Consider the following 16,581-nt stretch of genomic DNA (forward strand, 5'->3'; position numbering starts at 1 on the left):
ATGCAGTGAAGAAGAGATTTAGGTATGTAAAGTAGAAGGACGTGGAAGGATCACGTTTTTATTTTGCCATCCATAAAGGAGAGGTGGCAACGAATCCGACTAAAAAAAGAAAAAGGATAAGCCAGACCCTGACCAGTGGAAAGTTGAGCCTTTTTTGTTTTCTTTTTTTGTCTTTCCTTAATTTTAACCTTTGGCGGTTATTATGTAGTTCTTTTCTGGGAGGAAACTCAGAAGGTTTACTATAGGGATGCTCTTCCGTCTTAATATCCCATTGTTCTTTCCCGGAAGCTTGATTTTTTAATTCGTAAGACAATGGAACCACCTTCCTCTGCGAATGATCATCGGTTAATTTATCTGTTTATGTATAATTTACCATTCTTTCATCCATTAGGGAAGAAGCATTAAATTCTTTCTAACCGTGTGAGCCCGTTCTTTGACTCTTTTTTTCATCTGGTAAATGGCCAGCCGGCAAAAACAGCTATATAAGCTAATAGCGAAAAAATAACTATAATTAACAAGGAGAAGATAAAGAGCGAATACGTTTAATACCAGGCGTTTAGTTCCTTACTTGCTGTATACCTTTTCAGAGGCACCTACTGAGACTTGTCAGAGTCATAACGAAGCAGCAGCCCCAGTAAAAAATCAATAACAACATGAGCTGTAATAACCGTCAGTAAGTTTTCAGTATAGAGGAATAATAAACCGAGTGAAAAACTCAAAAAGACTGTAAAACTGAATAAAAACAAGTTTGATAAATAACGAAAATGGATGAGAGCAAATGTGATAGAAGCGATCCAGATACCGAATTGACTTTGAATAACTCCCCGAAACATAACCTCTTCACTTACAGCGACGATAATGGAAATAAATAATATATGCAGAGGGTGACGGTTTGAGAAAACACGTTTGTTTATTCCCCCGTCATCGAACCACTTTTCGGGTAATAGTTTATATAACACAATTTCAATGAGGACAATACTGAGTCCAAATCCTAAACCAATCAGCAGATGATCGTACCTGAACTCAATAAATTGGGTAAAGGCAAAAACACTGCCGAACCACCACCAGCTAAGTAACAACGCAATGACTAAAAAGACGAGCTGAGTCACATAAAGATTTAACAACAATTCCCTGTCTGTTAATTTTTTTACTATCTCAGCCTGTTTATTCACATTTTTCCCCTCCAGCATCCCTTAAGAGCATGTCTTCCAATTCTATTTTCCAATGTTTTTGAACCGTTTCTTTCTCAGGAGCGCTCTGTTTTTTAACTTTCTCAATAAACGACTCGAAAGACTGGCAATTGGAGCAGCAACAATCAGGTGATTCTTCTGTTTCTTCTTTAAAGTAGTTGGAGATACCTTTTCTCAGGCATGACCTCGAGGCAATCATTTGATTCATTTTTTCAAGCTGAATAAACTTTTCTTTTTTTCTTTTTTCAAAGTGGTTCTTAATTTCCTGAATGACTTTCTCAGGGTTCTGCAACATAGTAAAGCTTCCCTCTGAAATAATTTGTTGATTCTCTAAGTAGTAGAGTAACATTTTCCATTGTTTCTCATCAGGCTGATAAATTCTTTCCATCTCTTCAACTTTTTTGCCGCTTAAATCATCCATTAAGAAGTTAGTAATCCACCAGTCTTGCGGAAATTCACTTTCTATAAGAGATAGAGGTAAAAACCTGTCTTCCTCGCTGCAAAGAAGTAAGGCCATACTCTGCTTCTCATCCCTCCCTGCCCTTCCAATTTCCTGTACATACTGTTCGACTGACGAAGGGATGTGTAAATGGACCACTGATCTGACATTAGATTTGTTAATGCCCATACCAAACGCGTTTGTACAGCAAATAATATCCAATTCGTCACGCAGAAACTGCTGCTGTACAAGGATTCTTTCTTCTTTGGGTATTCCCCCATGATAAAAAGCGGTGTTGGGAAAACCGTGTTTTTGAAGCTGCAATGAGTAATTCACCGCACTGTTTCTTGTCCCCGTATACACGATGGCTGGTTTCTCAATGCGGTTAATCACTTCAAAAAACCTTTTATTTTTCTGTGCAGTATTTTTCTGAATATCTGATGCAATAAATATATTACTTCTATTCACCGGAAGACGGTATACCGCTTCATTTTTCATTTCTAAACGAAGACGGATATCTTTTTCCACCTCTGGAGTTGCTGTGGCTGTCAGCGCCAGGCAAGGAGGATTTCCTAAATCCCGCCTTACTTCACTTAATCTTAAATAATCTGTTCTGAATTCATGTCCCCATTGGGAGATACAATGGGCTTCGTCTATTACAAACAGCTTAATATCCTGATTTTTAAACCTTTCTCTAATAAAAGGCAGTGCAATCATCTCGGGAGAGACAAAAACAATTTGATACTCTTCTAAATTTTCCAGAAGGTGTGTTTTTTCCTCTCTGCTTAATAAACTGCTCAAGTGTGCCACTTTCTTATGACCAGCAGCTTTCATTTGAGTAACTTGATCTTCCATTAGTGAGACAAGAGGGGATATAACAAGAGTAAGCCCTCCTAAGACTATAGCAGGAAGGTGATAGCATAACGATTTCCCTCCTCCTGTAGGAAGAATCGCTATAACATCTCTTTGCTCAAGCACACTCTGAATGATTTCCTTTTGTCCTTTCCTGAATGCCGGATACCCGAATTCCTTATTTAATGTATCATCGAGCAGTGTCATAATTACCTCCTTTTCTCGATGTTGCAAGAGCTAACCTGATTTGAAAATAAGTATACCTGTCCTGGAATAACTCTTTAATTGGTTTTAACCGGTTTGTGTTTAGCCTTTCGGAGGCTTTGATGATATCTAACCTTTCCTGTTCCGGTAGAAATTCATGGATCTTAAAGATACGATCATAAATCGCTATTTCTATAACATGGTCTTCGATCGTACTTAACTTAAGCTTTCTTTTTTCTGCAATCTCTTCCAAAGAAAAACCTTTGTTCAGCAGGTCTTTAGTTTGCCTGGCTGTCTGAGTAACGTATGGTTCTCCCTCAATTCGCGGGAGTAACTGTGATAGAACCGGAAATAAATCCGGGGTTCCGGAAATAGAATCAAGCATCTTATGTATGAGAGATTTGCAATAAATAAAGGTATAAAAACGGTCATGGTTAAATAAAGCGGAAAGTTGACTAATTGTTTTTCCAGTTTTTTTGTTTGAGGAAAATCTTTTAACCAGGAGAGCTGCGTCTTGTTCATCCCATGGTTCATATATACTTTTCAATTCGGAATAAAGCTGCCTGCCCAGTTTACTTCTGTCAGGATGAGCTTTTAGAAGAGATTTAACGTCCTTCTGAATCAACCGGTCATAAGAAACGGGAATAAATGACGGAGTAGCGTTTACTAAATTGGACACAGTCTGAACGGTTAAAACCAGCCTTTCCCAGAAATAATCGGCTTTTCCGTCCCACTCGTATTTAAAACCGTGGAAAGCTGAAGGAAGTTCACAATGATCCGCAGCTTCCTTCAGCCAGTCAGTTCCTTTCATCGTCAGAATTGTTGTCTGGTTACTTTGAGATAAAAAACCTTCCCTGTATAAAGCAGTGACCATTTTATTAATATCCTCTTCCGGCCACTGTTTCAGTGAGGCAGCATAGGTTTCGAGACTGAACAAATGAATATCCTGAATTGTTTGTGCAGACCTCTTCCCTCTTAACAGATGGATGGCTCCGTTAACAGACCGTTCACCCTGCAGCTTATAAACTGTGTTTAAAAGGAGATAAGAAAGAGTGTTCATATTTTAAATCCTTTCGTTAAATACTACTTATAATTATAGGTTATTACTTTCGTGTAATCCAGGTGAATCCCTTGGCTGATAAGCATTCTCAATTACTTTTTCTATTGAAATGTCTTGTGAGAACCTTTACAATAAGATTAGAAAGAACACACTTCTGCCTGAAGATGTTCTTGAAATTACGCCCTTTAGATATAAAGAGAGAAAGATAGAGGGTCGCTATAATTATATTTCAATGGGAGGTTTTTTGTTATGGCAAAGTACACAATTGTGGACAAAGACACTTGCATTGCTTGCGGTGCATGTGGAGCTGCTGCTCCAGACATTTACGACTACGACGATGATGGTATCGCGTGGGTAATTCTTGATGATAACCAAGGTACAAAAGAAGTTCCTGAGGAACTTTATGAAGATATGGAGGACGCCCTGGACGGCTGTCCGACAGACTCCATCAAAATTGCAGAAGAGCCATTTGACGGGGATGCACTTAAATTTGAATAGCAACTTTTAGAAACCACCGATTAACTCGGTGGTTTTCCCTTTTACTCTTAATGCGGCTCGAAATCCTCTTTTATAATAATTCGGTCTTTTTTTACTTCAACCTTTCCTTCATGTTCCCATTTCTTTAACTGCCTGCTGACTGTTTCTCTGGAAGCACCGATAATGTTTCCAATTTCCTGATGAGTCAATTGTATAACTTGTCCCTGAATATCACTAAGGTAAGAAAACGCGGACTTTAAACGGGATTCAACATTAAGAGATAACACTTCATTTAATTTACGCTGAAGATAGACAATTTTTTCATTCATTACTTGAATAATTTTAAAAGCCAGTTCCGGTTTCTCAAGAATAAATGATTCAAAGCCTTCAATTGGAATGGCTAAAACGGTCACATTTCTTTTAGCTGTGGCGGTTCCCGGGTATGGAGACCTGCGGAAAAAGCCTGTATGCGGGAAAAGCTCCCCTTCCCCTAAAACATTTATTAAGCTTTCATCGCCTTTTTCGGTTAACTTACTGATTAAAACAGTCCCTTTTCCTAAAACATAAAAATAGTTTCTTGGTTCGCCTTCCCAAAATAACCTGTCTTTGTCCTCTAATTTAATTTTTTTACTCATATTAATTATTGGCTTCAGTTCCTCTTCTGACAAACCTTCAAATAATGGAGATGTTTGTAAATGTTTAATCCAACTGTTAATAGCAGGCCCCTCCCTGATCCGGGTTAAACTCCGGCTTAATCGCTTTCCTTAAACAGTTCTTTTTCGACTCCAACTAAATGGTCGAGCATGGCCTGATAAGCCGCCTCTGAATCTTTATTTTTTACTGCCTGGTAAATAAGCATATGTTCATCATACAGTTTATTCATTTTCTCCACATTAGAATAAAGAAACAGCTGTCTCGCTTCTTTCATAGATTCTTTAACTGTATCAGAGACAGTTTTCATCAGACGGTAAAGCATGTCATTCTTTGTAGCTTTAATTATTGTCATATGAAATTCAATATCAGCTTTTTCACCAACAAGGCCATTTCCTTCAGACTGCTTCATTTCTTCAAGGATGGCTGACAGTTTATCCAGATCTTCGTTTGTCCTGTTACGTGCTGCCAAAGCAGCAGCACCGGTTTCATTAAGCTTTCTGATTTCAAAAAGCTGTTCCAGGTCTTTTTTTAGCATCACAGCAGGAATCATTTTATTTGTCAAATCAACATCCGTTTTTTTAACAAATGTCCCTTCTCCTTGCCGGATTTCAATCAGCCCCATTGCTTTAAGAGCACTTAATGCCTCTCTTATAGCAGACCTTCCGACATTAAAGTCTTCTGCAAGTTTCTGGACAGAGGAAAGACGGTCCCCCGCTTCATATTCCCCGTTCTTAATCATTTCCGTGAGCTGTTCTGCTACTATTTCATAAATCTTTTTAGTCCTTACATGTTTTATCACAGTCGTTCTCTCCTTTCACCCCGTCCAGTCATGCCAGAAGCTGTCGGGATGATATCTGTCTGCCAAAAGGGGTATACCTATTATATAGCTAATTAAATTGTAATAGGAAAAAGATTATCTTTCAATATCTGCCAGTCAACTGCTTTGAATTAGAACGGCTGACGATCACGACAGTTATATTAAAGGCCTGACTCAGTGGATTATTGACTGAATATCATGTTAATATAGAATAATTAAAAAATTTATCAGGGGAGGATACAATTTATGGTACAGTTGCAACAGCCGCTTGATACTGACAAAGACATGTTTACAGTACTGGTATCAGATCAAATGGATAAAGAAGGGCTTAAACCTGTCCTCGAAAGTTCACTAGTGAACGTAATTTTTCAGCCCGTGCATGATACAAGCGTCCCTCTTGAGCAGATAGACGCGCTCCTCATCCGGAGCGCAACTACAGTAACTGAGGAATTGCTTAACAGGATGCCGAGATTAAAAATAATCGGCCGTGCCGGAGTAGGTGTCGATAATGTCGATATGGATGCTGCTACGTCTAATGGCGTAGTAGTTATAAACGCTCCCGATGGAAATACCATCTCCACAGCTGAACATACTTTCGCTATGCTTGCTTCTTTAGTACGTAATATTCCCCAGGCTAACCAGTCGATGAAACAAGGGAAATGGGACCGTAAATCCTATCAGGGAGCCGAACTGTACGGAAAAACACTTGGAGTTATCGGTTTTGGAAGAATTGGAGCAGAACTTGCAGCAAGAGCGAGAGGTTTTCGTATGAATGTTATTGCCTTCGATCCTTTTTTAACAAAATCGCGTGCTGAAAAACACCGTGTGACACCTGTAGAACTTGATGAAGTCCTCTCAAAAAGCGATTTTATTTCCGTACACACCCCTTTGACAAAAGAAACGAAAGGGCTTCTTAATAAAGAAACGCTGCAAAAGACGAAACAGGGCGTATATATTTTAAATTGCGCAAGAGGCGGTATTATTGATGAAAAAGCTTTATATGAGGCTATAGAAAGCAGACATGTTAAAGGGGCAGCAATAGATGTATTTGAAGAAGAACCTGCCATGAACCACCCTTTAACGACACTTGATCAAGTCATTACTACTCCTCACATAGCCGCTTCTACATCTGAAGCCCAAAAAAATGTCGCCGAACAAGTGGCAATTGAAGTGCTTAATTATTTAAACGGAAAACCCGCCCCTCACGCTTTAAACCTGCCTTATCTGGATGGCGATGTGTTTGAGAAGTTTTCTCCTATTACAAAATTAACACGTACATTAGGGGAAATGTCTTCCCAGCTTTTCAGAGCTCCCGTTCAGCAGATAGAACTTAGTTATGCCGGCGAAATTTCCCATCAGGAGACAGGACTTTTCAACAGAAGTTTTCTGGCTGGCTTTTTCCGCCATCGGATAGACGGGTATGTTAATGAAGTGAACGCTTCCTGGATTGCAAAAGAACGAGATGTTCAAGTCGCAGAAAAACATGAAAATGAATCTCAGGGATATTCGAACTTTGTAAAAGCTACTGTCATTGGAGAAAAAGATACTCTCGAAGTTTATGGGACCTTCAGCCGGGAGATTGGCCCCCGTATTGTACAAATTAATGAGTTTTCCCTCGACTTCCAGCCGGCTAGACATACCCTCTATGTCCAGCACAATGATCAGCCTGGAGTTATCGGGAAAGTCGGCCAGCTTTTAGGCACCCATGACGTTAACATTGCGACGATGCAAGTCGGAAGAAAAAATGAAGGCGGTAAAGCGATAATGCTTCTGTCAACAGACAAAGAATGTGATCAGTCAGTACTTGAAGCTTTTGCCCGCATTGACGAAATTGTGTCTGTCTCAAGTATAGAATTGTAAAAAAAGGTCCCTTTTTTGCCAGCCTTTCAAGTTCTGAAGGGCTGTTTTTTCTGCTTAACATATAAGAAACCACCTTAAAATAACAGGTATTTTTAACCATACTTTTATAGATTTTTAAATTTGTATTCACTCCTTCTAGTGTGATAAAGTGGTAACTAATGCAATTCACATAATGAGAAAAGACACAGAAAGGTTGATGAGCAAATATGAAAAGGTTCAGCAAAAAATCTCTTTTAGCTCTTCCGCTATCTGCAGCGTTAGTTTTAGCTGCCTGCGGTGACGGGAATGAAGAGAATGGCAATAATGAAAACGGGGGTGCCAATGAAGCAGACCCGGCTGAAAATAATAATGAAGAAGCGGCTGATGGGGGCCTTTTAGACGGTAATGAAAACACTGAAGAAAACATAGGTGGAGAAGCCGATATGGACGCTGATCCTGAAGAGACGGCAGCCGTAGTTAACGGAGAAGAAATCCAAATGGGCGATTTGCAGGAGCAAATGGGGCAATATGAACAAATGTTTGCCCAGCAAGGCATTGATTTCGAAGATGAGGAAAACGCCGAGCTTCTTGTTCAAATTCAGCAAGGTATTTTAGATGAACTTATTAATCAGACAGTACTTCTGCAGGAAGCAGAGGAACAAGACATTGAAGTTTCTGATGAAGAAGTAGAAGCTGAACTGGAACAAATCAGAGGTCAATTTGAAGATGAAGACCAATACGAAGAAGCGCTTGCTTCACAAAATTATACCGAAGATGAATTAATCGATGAAATCAGAGAGTCTTTAAGAGTCCAGGAACTTCTTACTCTTAGCCACTTAGACGACGATGAAATCGAAGTGTCCCAGGAAGACGTTCAAGCTTATTACGATCAAATGGCTATGCAGAATCCTGAAATAGGAGACTTTGAAGACATGGAAAGTGAATTAGAAGAAGAAGTCAAGCAGCAGCAGTATGTTGCCCAGCTTAGAGATGACGCTGACATCGAGATTGCACTCTAATCTAAAAGTCGAGGTCGGGACAAAAGAATAGTAATTATAAAGAAAGCCGAATAAATCTTATGATTTTTGTTCGGTTTTTCGCTTTTGTACTTAACTCTGATAAATAGTAATGGCAGTCATTTCAGTCCGCCAGGCGGACGCTTGCCCAGGGGCTTGCACTTTTAATCTGCGGGTTCACTCTCGGCGAAGGCTTACCCGAGGCTTGTCTTCAACTAACTTCCCCGAAGGAGGCCTTCGGGGAAGTGGATTTTCAGACTGCGCTTATCCTCCGGGTGTCCTCGCCTTCGTTCACCGGAAAGATTTTTCTACAGGATTAACTAAAATCAACTCAGCCTGGAGCTTCTTTGAATTGGATCTTCAGCCTTCGTCGCCGCCTTCTGTCCTTTAATCAAATAAGCTGAAAATTGTTGATGTTCAAAAATCACGAGACGCCTGCAGGAAAAGCATCTTCTGAAGATCCCGCAGGCGCTTTTTGCCGAGGAGCTGAAGAGATGCCTGCGGCAAGCGAGTGCATTTATGAACCTCACCTCAACTTATGGTCTATTGTGAATTCATTGGTCGGTTATCCTGGATTTAATTTAGTTTTGTCCCGGGCTCTTTTTGTTTTTGGTTTCGCATCTATCAATACCTTTTATTTAAATACATCTTTCCCCCGCTCATACAATACGTCTTCTCTTCCATTTCTTGCATTAACTGCTCTTGCAGCCGCAAAAAAATAGTCTGACAAACGGTTTAAGTATTTAATCGCCGCAGGGGGCAGCTCATCACTTTCTTCCTGTATATTGACAACCAGCCGCTCTGCCCTTCTTGCGACTGTCCTGCATACATGAAGGTTAGCTGATGCCTTTCCTCCTCCAGGTAATATAAATGTACGTATAGGGGGAGCCTCTTCCCAGTATTGATCTATTTTTGCCTCAAGAAACTCAACAGCTTTATTTGACAACGTCCAGTCGTGTTTCTCTGTGACATTTGCTAGATCCCCGCCCAGGTCAAATAATTCATGTTGGATTTTTGTCAGATCCTTCACAAGATCCTCATGCTTCTCTTCCTGTAATAACACACTCGTTAATCCAACAAAACTGTTCAATTCGTCCACTGTCCCGTAAGCTTCTACCCGGGCATGAGTTTTCTTTACTTTTTTCCCTATTAACTGGGTCATGCCCTGGTCGCCTTTTTTTGTATATATTTTCATTAAAAACCCTCCATTATTGTTTGGCCCTGTTAAACCTTAATCATGAAATTCCCTGTCTCATCTTGCTTTCCTTTTCAGCAAACCCGCCCTCAATATACTAATTGGACCGTTTTTACTGAATGGTGCCTATGAGTCCAGAAATTACATGCTGTAAAAGACTTTAACAGACCCCATTGTTTATATCATTTATGCAGCTATTTGAAAATCATTATACAGCTATTGACTGATTTACGCATCCCCGTGAAATTACTGTTTGTTTCACCAGCTCTGCCCTAGTAAAATAAGAGGATAAGGAGGGAGACAGTATGAGCGTCCATGAACATAAAAAAGAAGCACCGGAGAATGTTAATTGTATGATACTTACGGTTTCTGATACAAGAACTTACGAGTCCGATAAAAGCGGCCGTTTAATGAAACAGTTCCTTGAAGAAGCAGGTCACCCAATTATCCGTCATGAAATTGTTAAAGATGAGATGACGGGTATTCAGCAGTGGATCCGCTTTGCAGACAGGAATGAGGAAATTGAAGCTCTGCTGATTAACGGGGGAACAGGCATTACATTCAGGGACACGACTTTTGAAGCTGTTAACAGTATGCTCGATAAAGAGCTTCCAGGCTTTGGGGAGCTGTTCAGATATTTAAGTTTTGAAAAAGATATCGGTTCTGCAGCGATTCTCAGCCGCGCAACTGCCGGCGTCAGAGGAACAACAGCCGTGTTCTCAACCCCGGGGTCGTCAGGGGCCGTTCGTCTCGCGATGAAAGAATTAATAATCCCTGAACTCGCGCATGTCATGCGGGAAATTTACAAAGATCAGCAGTAATACCAGTTTTATAAAACGAAGCACTATTTAAAGTAGCACCTACTGTAAAAATGTAGGTGCTACTTTGAATGTAGGTGCTACTTTGAATGCAGGTGCTACTTTGAATGCAGGTCTGCTTAGAAATTCCGTTTGTTTAGTGCTTTGTTACGTATGAAACAAGATTATTCTCGGGATTATTTATTTTTCAGGCGAACCGTATGGTAAAAACACTGAAAATGTCGTTCCTTCACCCAGGATACTATGAGCGGAGACTTTACCATTATGGGCATCGACAATATTTTTTACTATGGCAAGCCCCAAACCTGTGCCCGATCGCCCTCTTGTTCTTGCTTTATCAGCTTTATAAAACCTTTCAAAAACAAAGGGTAAGTCCTCTTCAGGTATGCCGGCTCCTGTGTCCTCCACTTCAAGTTTAACTCCGTTATGGAAAGGCTCCGCCCGGAGGGTAACTGTTCCATTTTCCGGAGTATGCCGAATGGCATTATCAATTAAGTTAGTCAGAATCTGTTCGACTCTGTCAGAATCGGCGTATACGTGTTTATCAATCTTATTAATATCTCCATTAAGTGAGACGGCATGATCTTTAGCCACCCCTTGAAATTTCCGGATCATTCTTTCGGAGAAATCTTCAAGGTCCAACGGTTCGGTATTTAACTGAATATGGCCTGCTTCCATTCTTGCCAGATCAAGCAATTCATTGACCAGTCTGCCCATTCGCAGTGATTCATCATAAATAATCTGAGCGAGTTCTTTTTTCTCTTCTTCACTTCCGGCAATATCATCTATAATCGCCTCACTGTAGCCTTGCAGCATGGAAATCGGTGTCCTAAGCTCATGAGAAACGTTAGCGATAAAGTCTTTTCTCAATTTATCATGAAGACGTTCTTCGGTCATATCCCTGAGGACGGCCACTGCTCCACGCACATGTTCCTGATCGTATAGCGGCGTCATTAACAGCACCCAGCTTCTCCCCTGGACGTCGACTTCCCCCATCTGTTCTCTTTCTTCTGTAACAACTTTCTCAAATAACTCCTGCAGCTCTTCAGGTAACTGGCCTGACTCTTCAATCTCATATCCTTGTTCATATAACCAGGCTCCAATAAATTCATTTGCAGGCGGGTTGGTAACCATTACAGATCCGTCCCGGTCCAAAGTAATAACACCATCAGCCATGGAACTCAAAATACGGGAGAGCTGTTCTTTCTCTTGATTCAAAGCATTTAAATTTGTATTCAGTGCCCGCGCCATTCTGTTAAATGCAATCGCGAGCAAGCCAATCTCATCATTGGTTAAGATAGGAACCTTAGTGTCAAAATTGCCTTTTGCTACTTCTAAAGATGCTTTTCTCATTTTTCTTAACGGTGCTGTAATTCTCGTTGTCAGGAAAAATGCAAATACAGTAGTGAGGATGATAGCAATCCCTGCTGATAAATATATGATGTTTTTTGTTTGATTGGATGCTTCTTCTACCACATCAAGCGGCTGATATAAAAACAGCGCTCCTTCTTCCCCTGCTGCAAACTCCACGGGAAGTCCGACTACCATCATTTCCTGGCTGATCTGTTCACCACTGACAGGAAATGTATAATCCGATTCAGTCGCCACAGTTTCTCCCTCTTCAATCACTCGGGATAACAGTTCATCCTCATAAAAAATATATATTGGAAGGTCATGGTCGCCGTCTTCAGATGAATACCAGAACTGGTCTTCATCAAAAATAATCAGTGCCTCAGTGGAATAATTTTCTGAGATCGTTCTGCTCATTGCTAATGCCGTTTCGTCAGCTCCTTCTTCCTCAAGCAGAGAAACGATTAAATTTGCATGATTCATTAACTCGCTCTCCGCATGGTCCGTATGAAACCTTTCAAAATACTGAAGCAGCAGAATAGTTAAAATGATCAAAACCACTGATACCAGTAGAAGAATCGTAAACCAGAGTTTGCCTACGACACTTCGCCAAAACATCATTATTCCTTCACTGCCTCGAATTTATAGCCGACTCCCCATACGGTGGAGATCATATTGGCAGCTTCAGGGGACACTTTATTTAATTTTTCCCTCAGCCGTTTAATATGTGTATCTACTGTACGGAGGTCACCAAAGAATTCATAATTCCAGACATCTTTTAACAATTGCTCCCTTGCAAAAACTTTATCTGGTGCCTGGGCCAAATAATGGAGCAGCTCATATTCCTTAGGTGTTAAATTAATGTGCTTGCCATCTGCTGTCACTCTGTGAGCATCATTATCAATTGTCAGATGCGGAAACACAAGGACATCTTTAGTAGTCGTTTCCGTCTGTAAAAACTTAGTAGAAGAGGACCTTCTTAAGAGCGCTTTTACTCTCAGAACCACTTCTCTTGGACTGAAAGGTTTTACAATATAATCGTCAGTTCCTGCCTCGAAACCTTGTACTCTGTTTGCCTCTTCACCTTTGGCAGTAAGCATAATAATCGGCGTAGCTTTATGCTTTCTGATTTCTTCACACACTTCTATTCCATCTATGCCTGGCATCATTAAATCAAGAACGATTAAATCATAATCGGCGTCCAATGCCATTTTCAATGCTTTCTCCCCGTTTTCAGCATCATCAACGTCATATTCTTCCCGCTCAAGATACATTTTTAACAATCTTCTGATTCGTTCTTCGTCATCTACAACTAAAATTTTTGCTTCTTCCGACATAGTCGTTTCCCCCTTAAGTGAGCTCACCTGCACAGGTGATTTTAAACGTCAGGTTTTAAAAAAAAAGTTATTATTTTGTTCACAATTTATTGTAACAGATTGATGCCCTGACGTGTATACTCTTTCACTATTACCCGTAACTTTACTATACCAAAAGCCCACTCTACTTAAAAGAATGGGCTTCTGCCGGCTTTATTATGCATAAGAATGCAATCCTGCGATAACAAGGTTAACAAATATCAAGTTAAACATAATAAGAGCAAAACCTATAACACAAAGCCAGGCACTTTTCTCACCATGCCACCCTCTCGAGAGACGTAAATGAAGGTAAGCTGCATAAAACAGGAAAGTGATTAACGCCCATACTTCTTTCGGATCCCATCCCCAGAACCTTGTCCAGGCTATCTGAGCCCAGATCATCGCAAAAATGAGGCCTCCTAAAGTGAAAATCGGGAATCCTATTGCAATCGCTCTGTAGCTAATTTCGTCTACTGTTTGCGGATTGACATTTTTCACAACCGGCTGAATTGCCCCGCCAACAGGTTTACGAAGCACCAGCCGAAGCAAGCCGTACAGGAGCAGTCCCGCAAGAACTGACCAAACGACCGTATTAAGATCGTCACTTCTGATATAGGCTGGTACCTCAACAAGTGGAGACATCCCTTGTTCAGAAATTAATTCTCCTTCATTTGGCCCTATTAACGGCGGAAGGAAATAAGTGACTTCAGCTTCATTGCCCTGCTCATTAATGTAGGCAAAGTTTGCCTCATAATCAGCTGCTCCAAATCCGAAACCAAGCCCTACATAAGCTACTGTTGCGACAAGTGTGTAAATGATAAATTCGACACCTTTTACTTTTTTGGAAGTCTTTTTAAAATCAATGACCCGGACTAAATATAACAACCCTGCTACAAATCCAATTGCTAAAATCCCCTGGCCGATAACGGTGGTAATAACATGGATCGTCAGCCAATGAGACTGCAGGGCAGGGATCAGCGGCTGAACTTCTCTTGGAAACATAGATGCATAAGCAATAATAAGCATTACTACAGGCATTGTAAATAAACCTAAATAATTATTGCGGTAGATAGGATGAATAATTACAAAAGCCAGGCCCAGGGCGATTCCTAAAGCTGCTGTATACTCAAACATATTACTTACCGGAGCATATCCGACTGCGATCCACCTTGTAATAAAATAAGTCAGCGAGGCTCCAAAAGCAAGAATTGCTGTGATGTAGCCGAATAATCCTGCCTTATTATCCTCTTCCCCTTTACGGTTTTTAAATTTGCCGCCTGTTATTGAAACAGCAAACAGGACAGCTGATAAAATATACAAAAAGAAAGCTGCGTATAGCATATTAGCGCTGAGTTGGATCATGGCTTTCGTTCACTCCTTCATTCTCTTCTTCAGAGGACTCCTCTGACTGGTCGACAGGCATTGGAAAAGCCGTCTCGTCAGATAGATATTTAAAATCTTTTTTCAGCCCGTGCCAGTTTTTATTCGCATGGCCTGCCAATACGAGTCGCCCGTTACGGTTTTGAATCCAAATACGCCTGTGATGCCAGTAAGACCCTTGAACGAGACCAATCATAAAAATGAAGCCGCCAACCGAAATAATAGGTAAAGTTCTGTCTTTTCTGATTGTCAGGCCTGTTACATTTACCATATCTACGTCAGTCATGCGTATGGCATAGTCATTTTCCCCATTTAATGGTTCATTCACCTGGATGCCAACTAAACTGAGTTCCCCTTGCTCTTCCTCATGATCTGTTCCCGGTGGAAACACTTCAAAAATTATTCTTGGATTATCAGGAATACGGTTAATCGTAGTCGGTTCGCGATTGTCATCTATTACAAAGTTCGGGAAATACTCCACTATTTCAATCCGGTAACCGTTATCGAACTCATACACATCCTCAGGATCGTTTAAATCTACTTCAAATTGAATGTCTGTTAAATCTGTGTTTTCTTCTTCACTTTCAAGGGTAAATGTGAAAGAAGACAGCTCATTCAGCTTATAATCTACCTGATACAACGAAAATCCTTCGAATGTAAGAGGGTCATTCACACGTATATCATGGTCTTTAACCTCTGCCAGCTCTGTTTCACTGCCAATTGTCCCTCCGGCCTCCCGGCGAAGTAAAGTGGCAGAAGTCTGATACGTTTTTACAACCGGACCGCCAGCCCTTTCCAGTGCAGGCTGGTATTTTTCATCTTCTTCATCATAAAGTTCGATCATAAACTCATTATTTCTCAGAAAGTATTCACCATTTGTCCCGCTGATCACTTCCTGTTCACCTTCCCTGACCCATACATGTTCGTCTAAATACATTTCCGGGAAGAAGCGGAGCATGCCGCCAATTAGGAATATGATCAACCCAATATGGTTGACGTAAGGGCCCCATCTGGAAAACCGCCCTTTTTCAGCTAGAATATTACCATTTTCTTTACGGATCTTATAGCGTTTTTCTTTCAACAGACTCTCCGCTTTAATCATATCTTCATCAATATTTTCAGCATTGTCAGTCTCAGAAAATAAACGCTGCCGTTTCAGGAACGCTTCATGGCGGGTGACACGCTGGGTTTTAAGAGCCCTGTGTAATGGGACCACTCTGTCCAGACTGCAAATGACAAGAGAGATTCCGAGAGCTGCAATAATCAGCATGTACCACCAGGAGCTGTACAAATTATGGAAGCCCAGCTGATAATAAAGTTTTCCTAGCGTCCCATACTCCTGTTCATAATAAATAGTCGCATTTTCACCCGGCGGAATATACATCTCCTGAGGAAAAAGCGTCCCTAAAGATGAGGTAAGAAGCAATACCACTATAATCCAAATCCCAACTTTAACCGAGGAAAAAAAGTTCCATATTTTATCCACGAATGTTCGCGTATAAGTCTGGGACCGCCTCGCTACCCCTTCATAACGCATATTTGCAAGTTTACCTTTTTCTTCTATAAGCGGTTTTCCGCATGATTCACATAAATAAGTCCCGTATGGATTCACGTGGCCGCATTCACATTTTACTTTCTCCATCATAATCCCCCACTAATTCCCTGGAATTAACTCATTTCAATAAAGCAGCAGCCTCTGGTTCCAGCCGTGTTATGTGTGTCAATCCTTGTCCATTTTCATATTGAAATATATCCGGGAGAATGAAAAAACCATAAGTGTTGGTATAGGAATATACGATCCAATGGACAATGATAAATCAAACCTTCCCTTCTTCTGAGGAGGAACGATCCACTAACCCTCTGTCTTCTGAAAAACAGCTGTAGAATGTCTATCCTACAGCAGGCCTTATAACCAGCAATCAAGTTTATAATTTT

General features: G+C 40.7%; 14 protein-coding genes. 4 read left to right on the forward strand and 10 right to left on the reverse strand.

The window, feature by feature from the left end:
- Positions 1-593: 593 nt before the first annotated feature.
- Genes K8O68_RS01295 through K8O68_RS01305 form a run of 3 tightly spaced genes read right to left on the reverse strand, consistent with a single transcriptional unit; the run spans position 594 to position 3,745 of the window.
- Positions 594-1,172 (reverse strand): CPBP family intramembrane glutamic endopeptidase, encoded by a 579-nt coding sequence (locus tag K8O68_RS01295; protein WP_230895130.1) that lies wholly within the window; start codon positions 1,170-1,172, stop codon positions 594-596.
- A complete protein-coding gene (locus K8O68_RS01300) occupies positions 1,165-2,688 on the reverse strand; it encodes a RecQ family ATP-dependent DNA helicase (protein WP_230895131.1) in 1,524 nt (507 codons plus the stop codon). Before K8O68_RS01300 ends, K8O68_RS01295 begins: the two co-directional genes overlap by 8 nt.
- A complete protein-coding gene (locus K8O68_RS01305; RefSeq protein WP_230895132.1) occupies positions 2,672-3,745 on the reverse strand; it encodes a YpbB family protein in 1,074 nt (357 codons plus the stop codon). The genes K8O68_RS01300 and K8O68_RS01305 overlap by 17 nt, the downstream gene beginning before the upstream one ends.
- 249 nt (positions 3,746-3,994) lie before the next feature.
- On the opposite strand from K8O68_RS01305, the gene K8O68_RS01310 reads away from it, so the two are divergent.
- Positions 3,995-4,243, forward strand: coding sequence for a ferredoxin (locus K8O68_RS01310; RefSeq protein ID WP_230895133.1), 249 nt, complete (start codon positions 3,995-3,997; stop codon positions 4,241-4,243).
- 47 nt (positions 4,244-4,290) lie between these two features.
- Here the strand turns inward: K8O68_RS01310 and K8O68_RS01315 are convergent, their stop codons facing one another.
- Positions 4,291-4,857, reverse strand: coding sequence for a Crp/Fnr family transcriptional regulator (locus K8O68_RS01315; protein ID WP_230895134.1), 567 nt, complete (start codon positions 4,855-4,857; stop codon positions 4,291-4,293).
- 116 nt (positions 4,858-4,973) lie between these two features.
- On the reverse strand, positions 4,974-5,675 hold the full coding sequence (locus tag K8O68_RS01320; RefSeq protein WP_370640463.1) for a FadR/GntR family transcriptional regulator: 702 nt from the start codon (positions 5,673-5,675) through the stop codon (positions 4,974-4,976).
- A 303-nt stretch (positions 5,676-5,978) separates the two neighbouring features.
- On the opposite strand from K8O68_RS01320, the gene serA reads away from it, so the two are divergent.
- Together serA and K8O68_RS01330 are read left to right on the forward strand one after the other, a co-directional pair.
- Positions 5,979-7,553: a phosphoglycerate dehydrogenase gene (serA, locus tag K8O68_RS01325; RefSeq protein ID WP_230895172.1), complete on the forward strand. Its 1,575-nt coding sequence runs from the start codon at positions 5,979-5,981 to the stop codon at positions 7,551-7,553.
- A 206-nt stretch (positions 7,554-7,759) separates the two neighbouring features.
- A complete protein-coding gene (locus tag K8O68_RS01330; protein WP_230895135.1) occupies positions 7,760-8,551 on the forward strand; it encodes a SurA N-terminal domain-containing protein in 792 nt (263 codons plus the stop codon).
- 631 nt (positions 8,552-9,182) lie between these two features.
- Here the strand turns inward: K8O68_RS01330 and K8O68_RS01335 are convergent.
- Positions 9,183-9,743: a cob(I)yrinic acid a,c-diamide adenosyltransferase gene (locus K8O68_RS01335; RefSeq protein WP_230895136.1), complete on the reverse strand. Its 561-nt coding sequence runs from the start codon at positions 9,741-9,743 to the stop codon at positions 9,183-9,185.
- Positions 9,744-10,048: 305 nt separating this feature from the next.
- Between K8O68_RS01335 and K8O68_RS01340 the strand changes: the two genes are divergently transcribed.
- A complete protein-coding gene (locus K8O68_RS01340) occupies positions 10,049-10,564 on the forward strand; it encodes a MogA/MoaB family molybdenum cofactor biosynthesis protein (protein WP_230895137.1) in 516 nt (171 codons plus the stop codon).
- A 177-nt stretch (positions 10,565-10,741) separates the two neighbouring features.
- On the opposite strand, the gene K8O68_RS01345 is transcribed toward K8O68_RS01340, so the two are convergent.
- The 4 genes from K8O68_RS01345 to resB form a co-directional block, all read right to left on the reverse strand.
- Complete coding sequence (locus K8O68_RS01345) at positions 10,742-12,532, reverse strand: ATP-binding protein (RefSeq protein ID WP_230895138.1); 1,791 nt, start codon at positions 12,530-12,532, stop codon at positions 10,742-10,744.
- Complete coding sequence (locus K8O68_RS01350; RefSeq protein ID WP_230895139.1) at positions 12,532-13,248, reverse strand: response regulator transcription factor; 717 nt, start codon at positions 13,246-13,248, stop codon at positions 12,532-12,534. The genes K8O68_RS01345 and K8O68_RS01350 overlap by 1 nt, the downstream gene beginning before the upstream one ends.
- 195 nt (positions 13,249-13,443) lie before the next feature.
- On the reverse strand, positions 13,444-14,628 hold the full coding sequence (gene ccsB, locus K8O68_RS01355; protein ID WP_230895140.1) for a c-type cytochrome biogenesis protein CcsB: 1,185 nt from the start codon (positions 14,626-14,628) through the stop codon (positions 13,444-13,446).
- Positions 14,609-16,288 carry a cytochrome c biogenesis protein ResB gene (gene resB / locus K8O68_RS01360; protein ID WP_230895141.1) on the reverse strand — a complete coding sequence of 560 codons (1,680 nt, stop codon included), beginning with the start codon at positions 16,286-16,288 and terminating at the stop codon, positions 14,609-14,611. Before resB ends, ccsB begins: the two co-directional genes overlap by 20 nt.
- Between the last annotated feature and the right edge of the window lie 293 nt (positions 16,289-16,581).

It is taken from the genome of Salipaludibacillus sp. CUR1 (assembly GCF_021028955.1).
Classification (GTDB): Bacteria; Bacillota; Bacilli; order Bacillales; family Salisediminibacteriaceae; genus Salipaludibacillus.

Excerpts from the sequence above, each read along its gene's own strand:
- K8O68_RS01310 (WP_230895133.1), top strand. The coding sequence starts at position 3,995 with ATGGCAAAGTACACAATTGTGGACAAAGACACTTGCATTGCTTGCGGT.
- K8O68_RS01335 (WP_230895136.1), bottom strand. The coding sequence starts at position 9,743 with ATGAAAATATATACAAAAAAAGGCGACCAGGGCATGACCCAGTTAATA.
- K8O68_RS01305 (WP_230895132.1), bottom strand. The coding sequence starts at position 3,745 with ATGAACACTCTTTCTTATCTCCTTTTAAACACAGTTTATAAGCTGCAG.
- K8O68_RS01330 (WP_230895135.1), top strand. The coding sequence starts at position 7,760 with ATGAAAAGGTTCAGCAAAAAATCTCTTTTAGCTCTTCCGCTATCTGCA.
- K8O68_RS01315 (WP_230895134.1), bottom strand. The coding sequence starts at position 4,857 with ATGAGTAAAAAAATTAAATTAGAGGACAAAGACAGGTTATTTTGGGAA.
- serA (WP_230895172.1), top strand. The coding sequence starts at position 5,979 with ATGTTTACAGTACTGGTATCAGATCAAATGGATAAAGAAGGGCTTAAA.
- ccsB (WP_230895140.1), bottom strand. The coding sequence starts at position 14,628 with ATGATCCAACTCAGCGCTAATATGCTATACGCAGCTTTCTTTTTGTAT.
- K8O68_RS01300 (WP_230895131.1), bottom strand. The coding sequence starts at position 2,688 with ATGACACTGCTCGATGATACATTAAATAAGGAATTCGGGTATCCGGCA.
- K8O68_RS01340 (WP_230895137.1), top strand. The coding sequence starts at position 10,049 with ATGAGCGTCCATGAACATAAAAAAGAAGCACCGGAGAATGTTAATTGT.
- K8O68_RS01350 (WP_230895139.1), bottom strand. The coding sequence starts at position 13,248 with ATGTCGGAAGAAGCAAAAATTTTAGTTGTAGATGACGAAGAACGAATC.
- K8O68_RS01345 (WP_230895138.1), bottom strand. The coding sequence starts at position 12,532 with ATGATGTTTTGGCGAAGTGTCGTAGGCAAACTCTGGTTTACGATTCTT.
- resB (WP_230895141.1), bottom strand. The coding sequence starts at position 16,288 with ATGGAGAAAGTAAAATGTGAATGCGGCCACGTGAATCCATACGGGACT.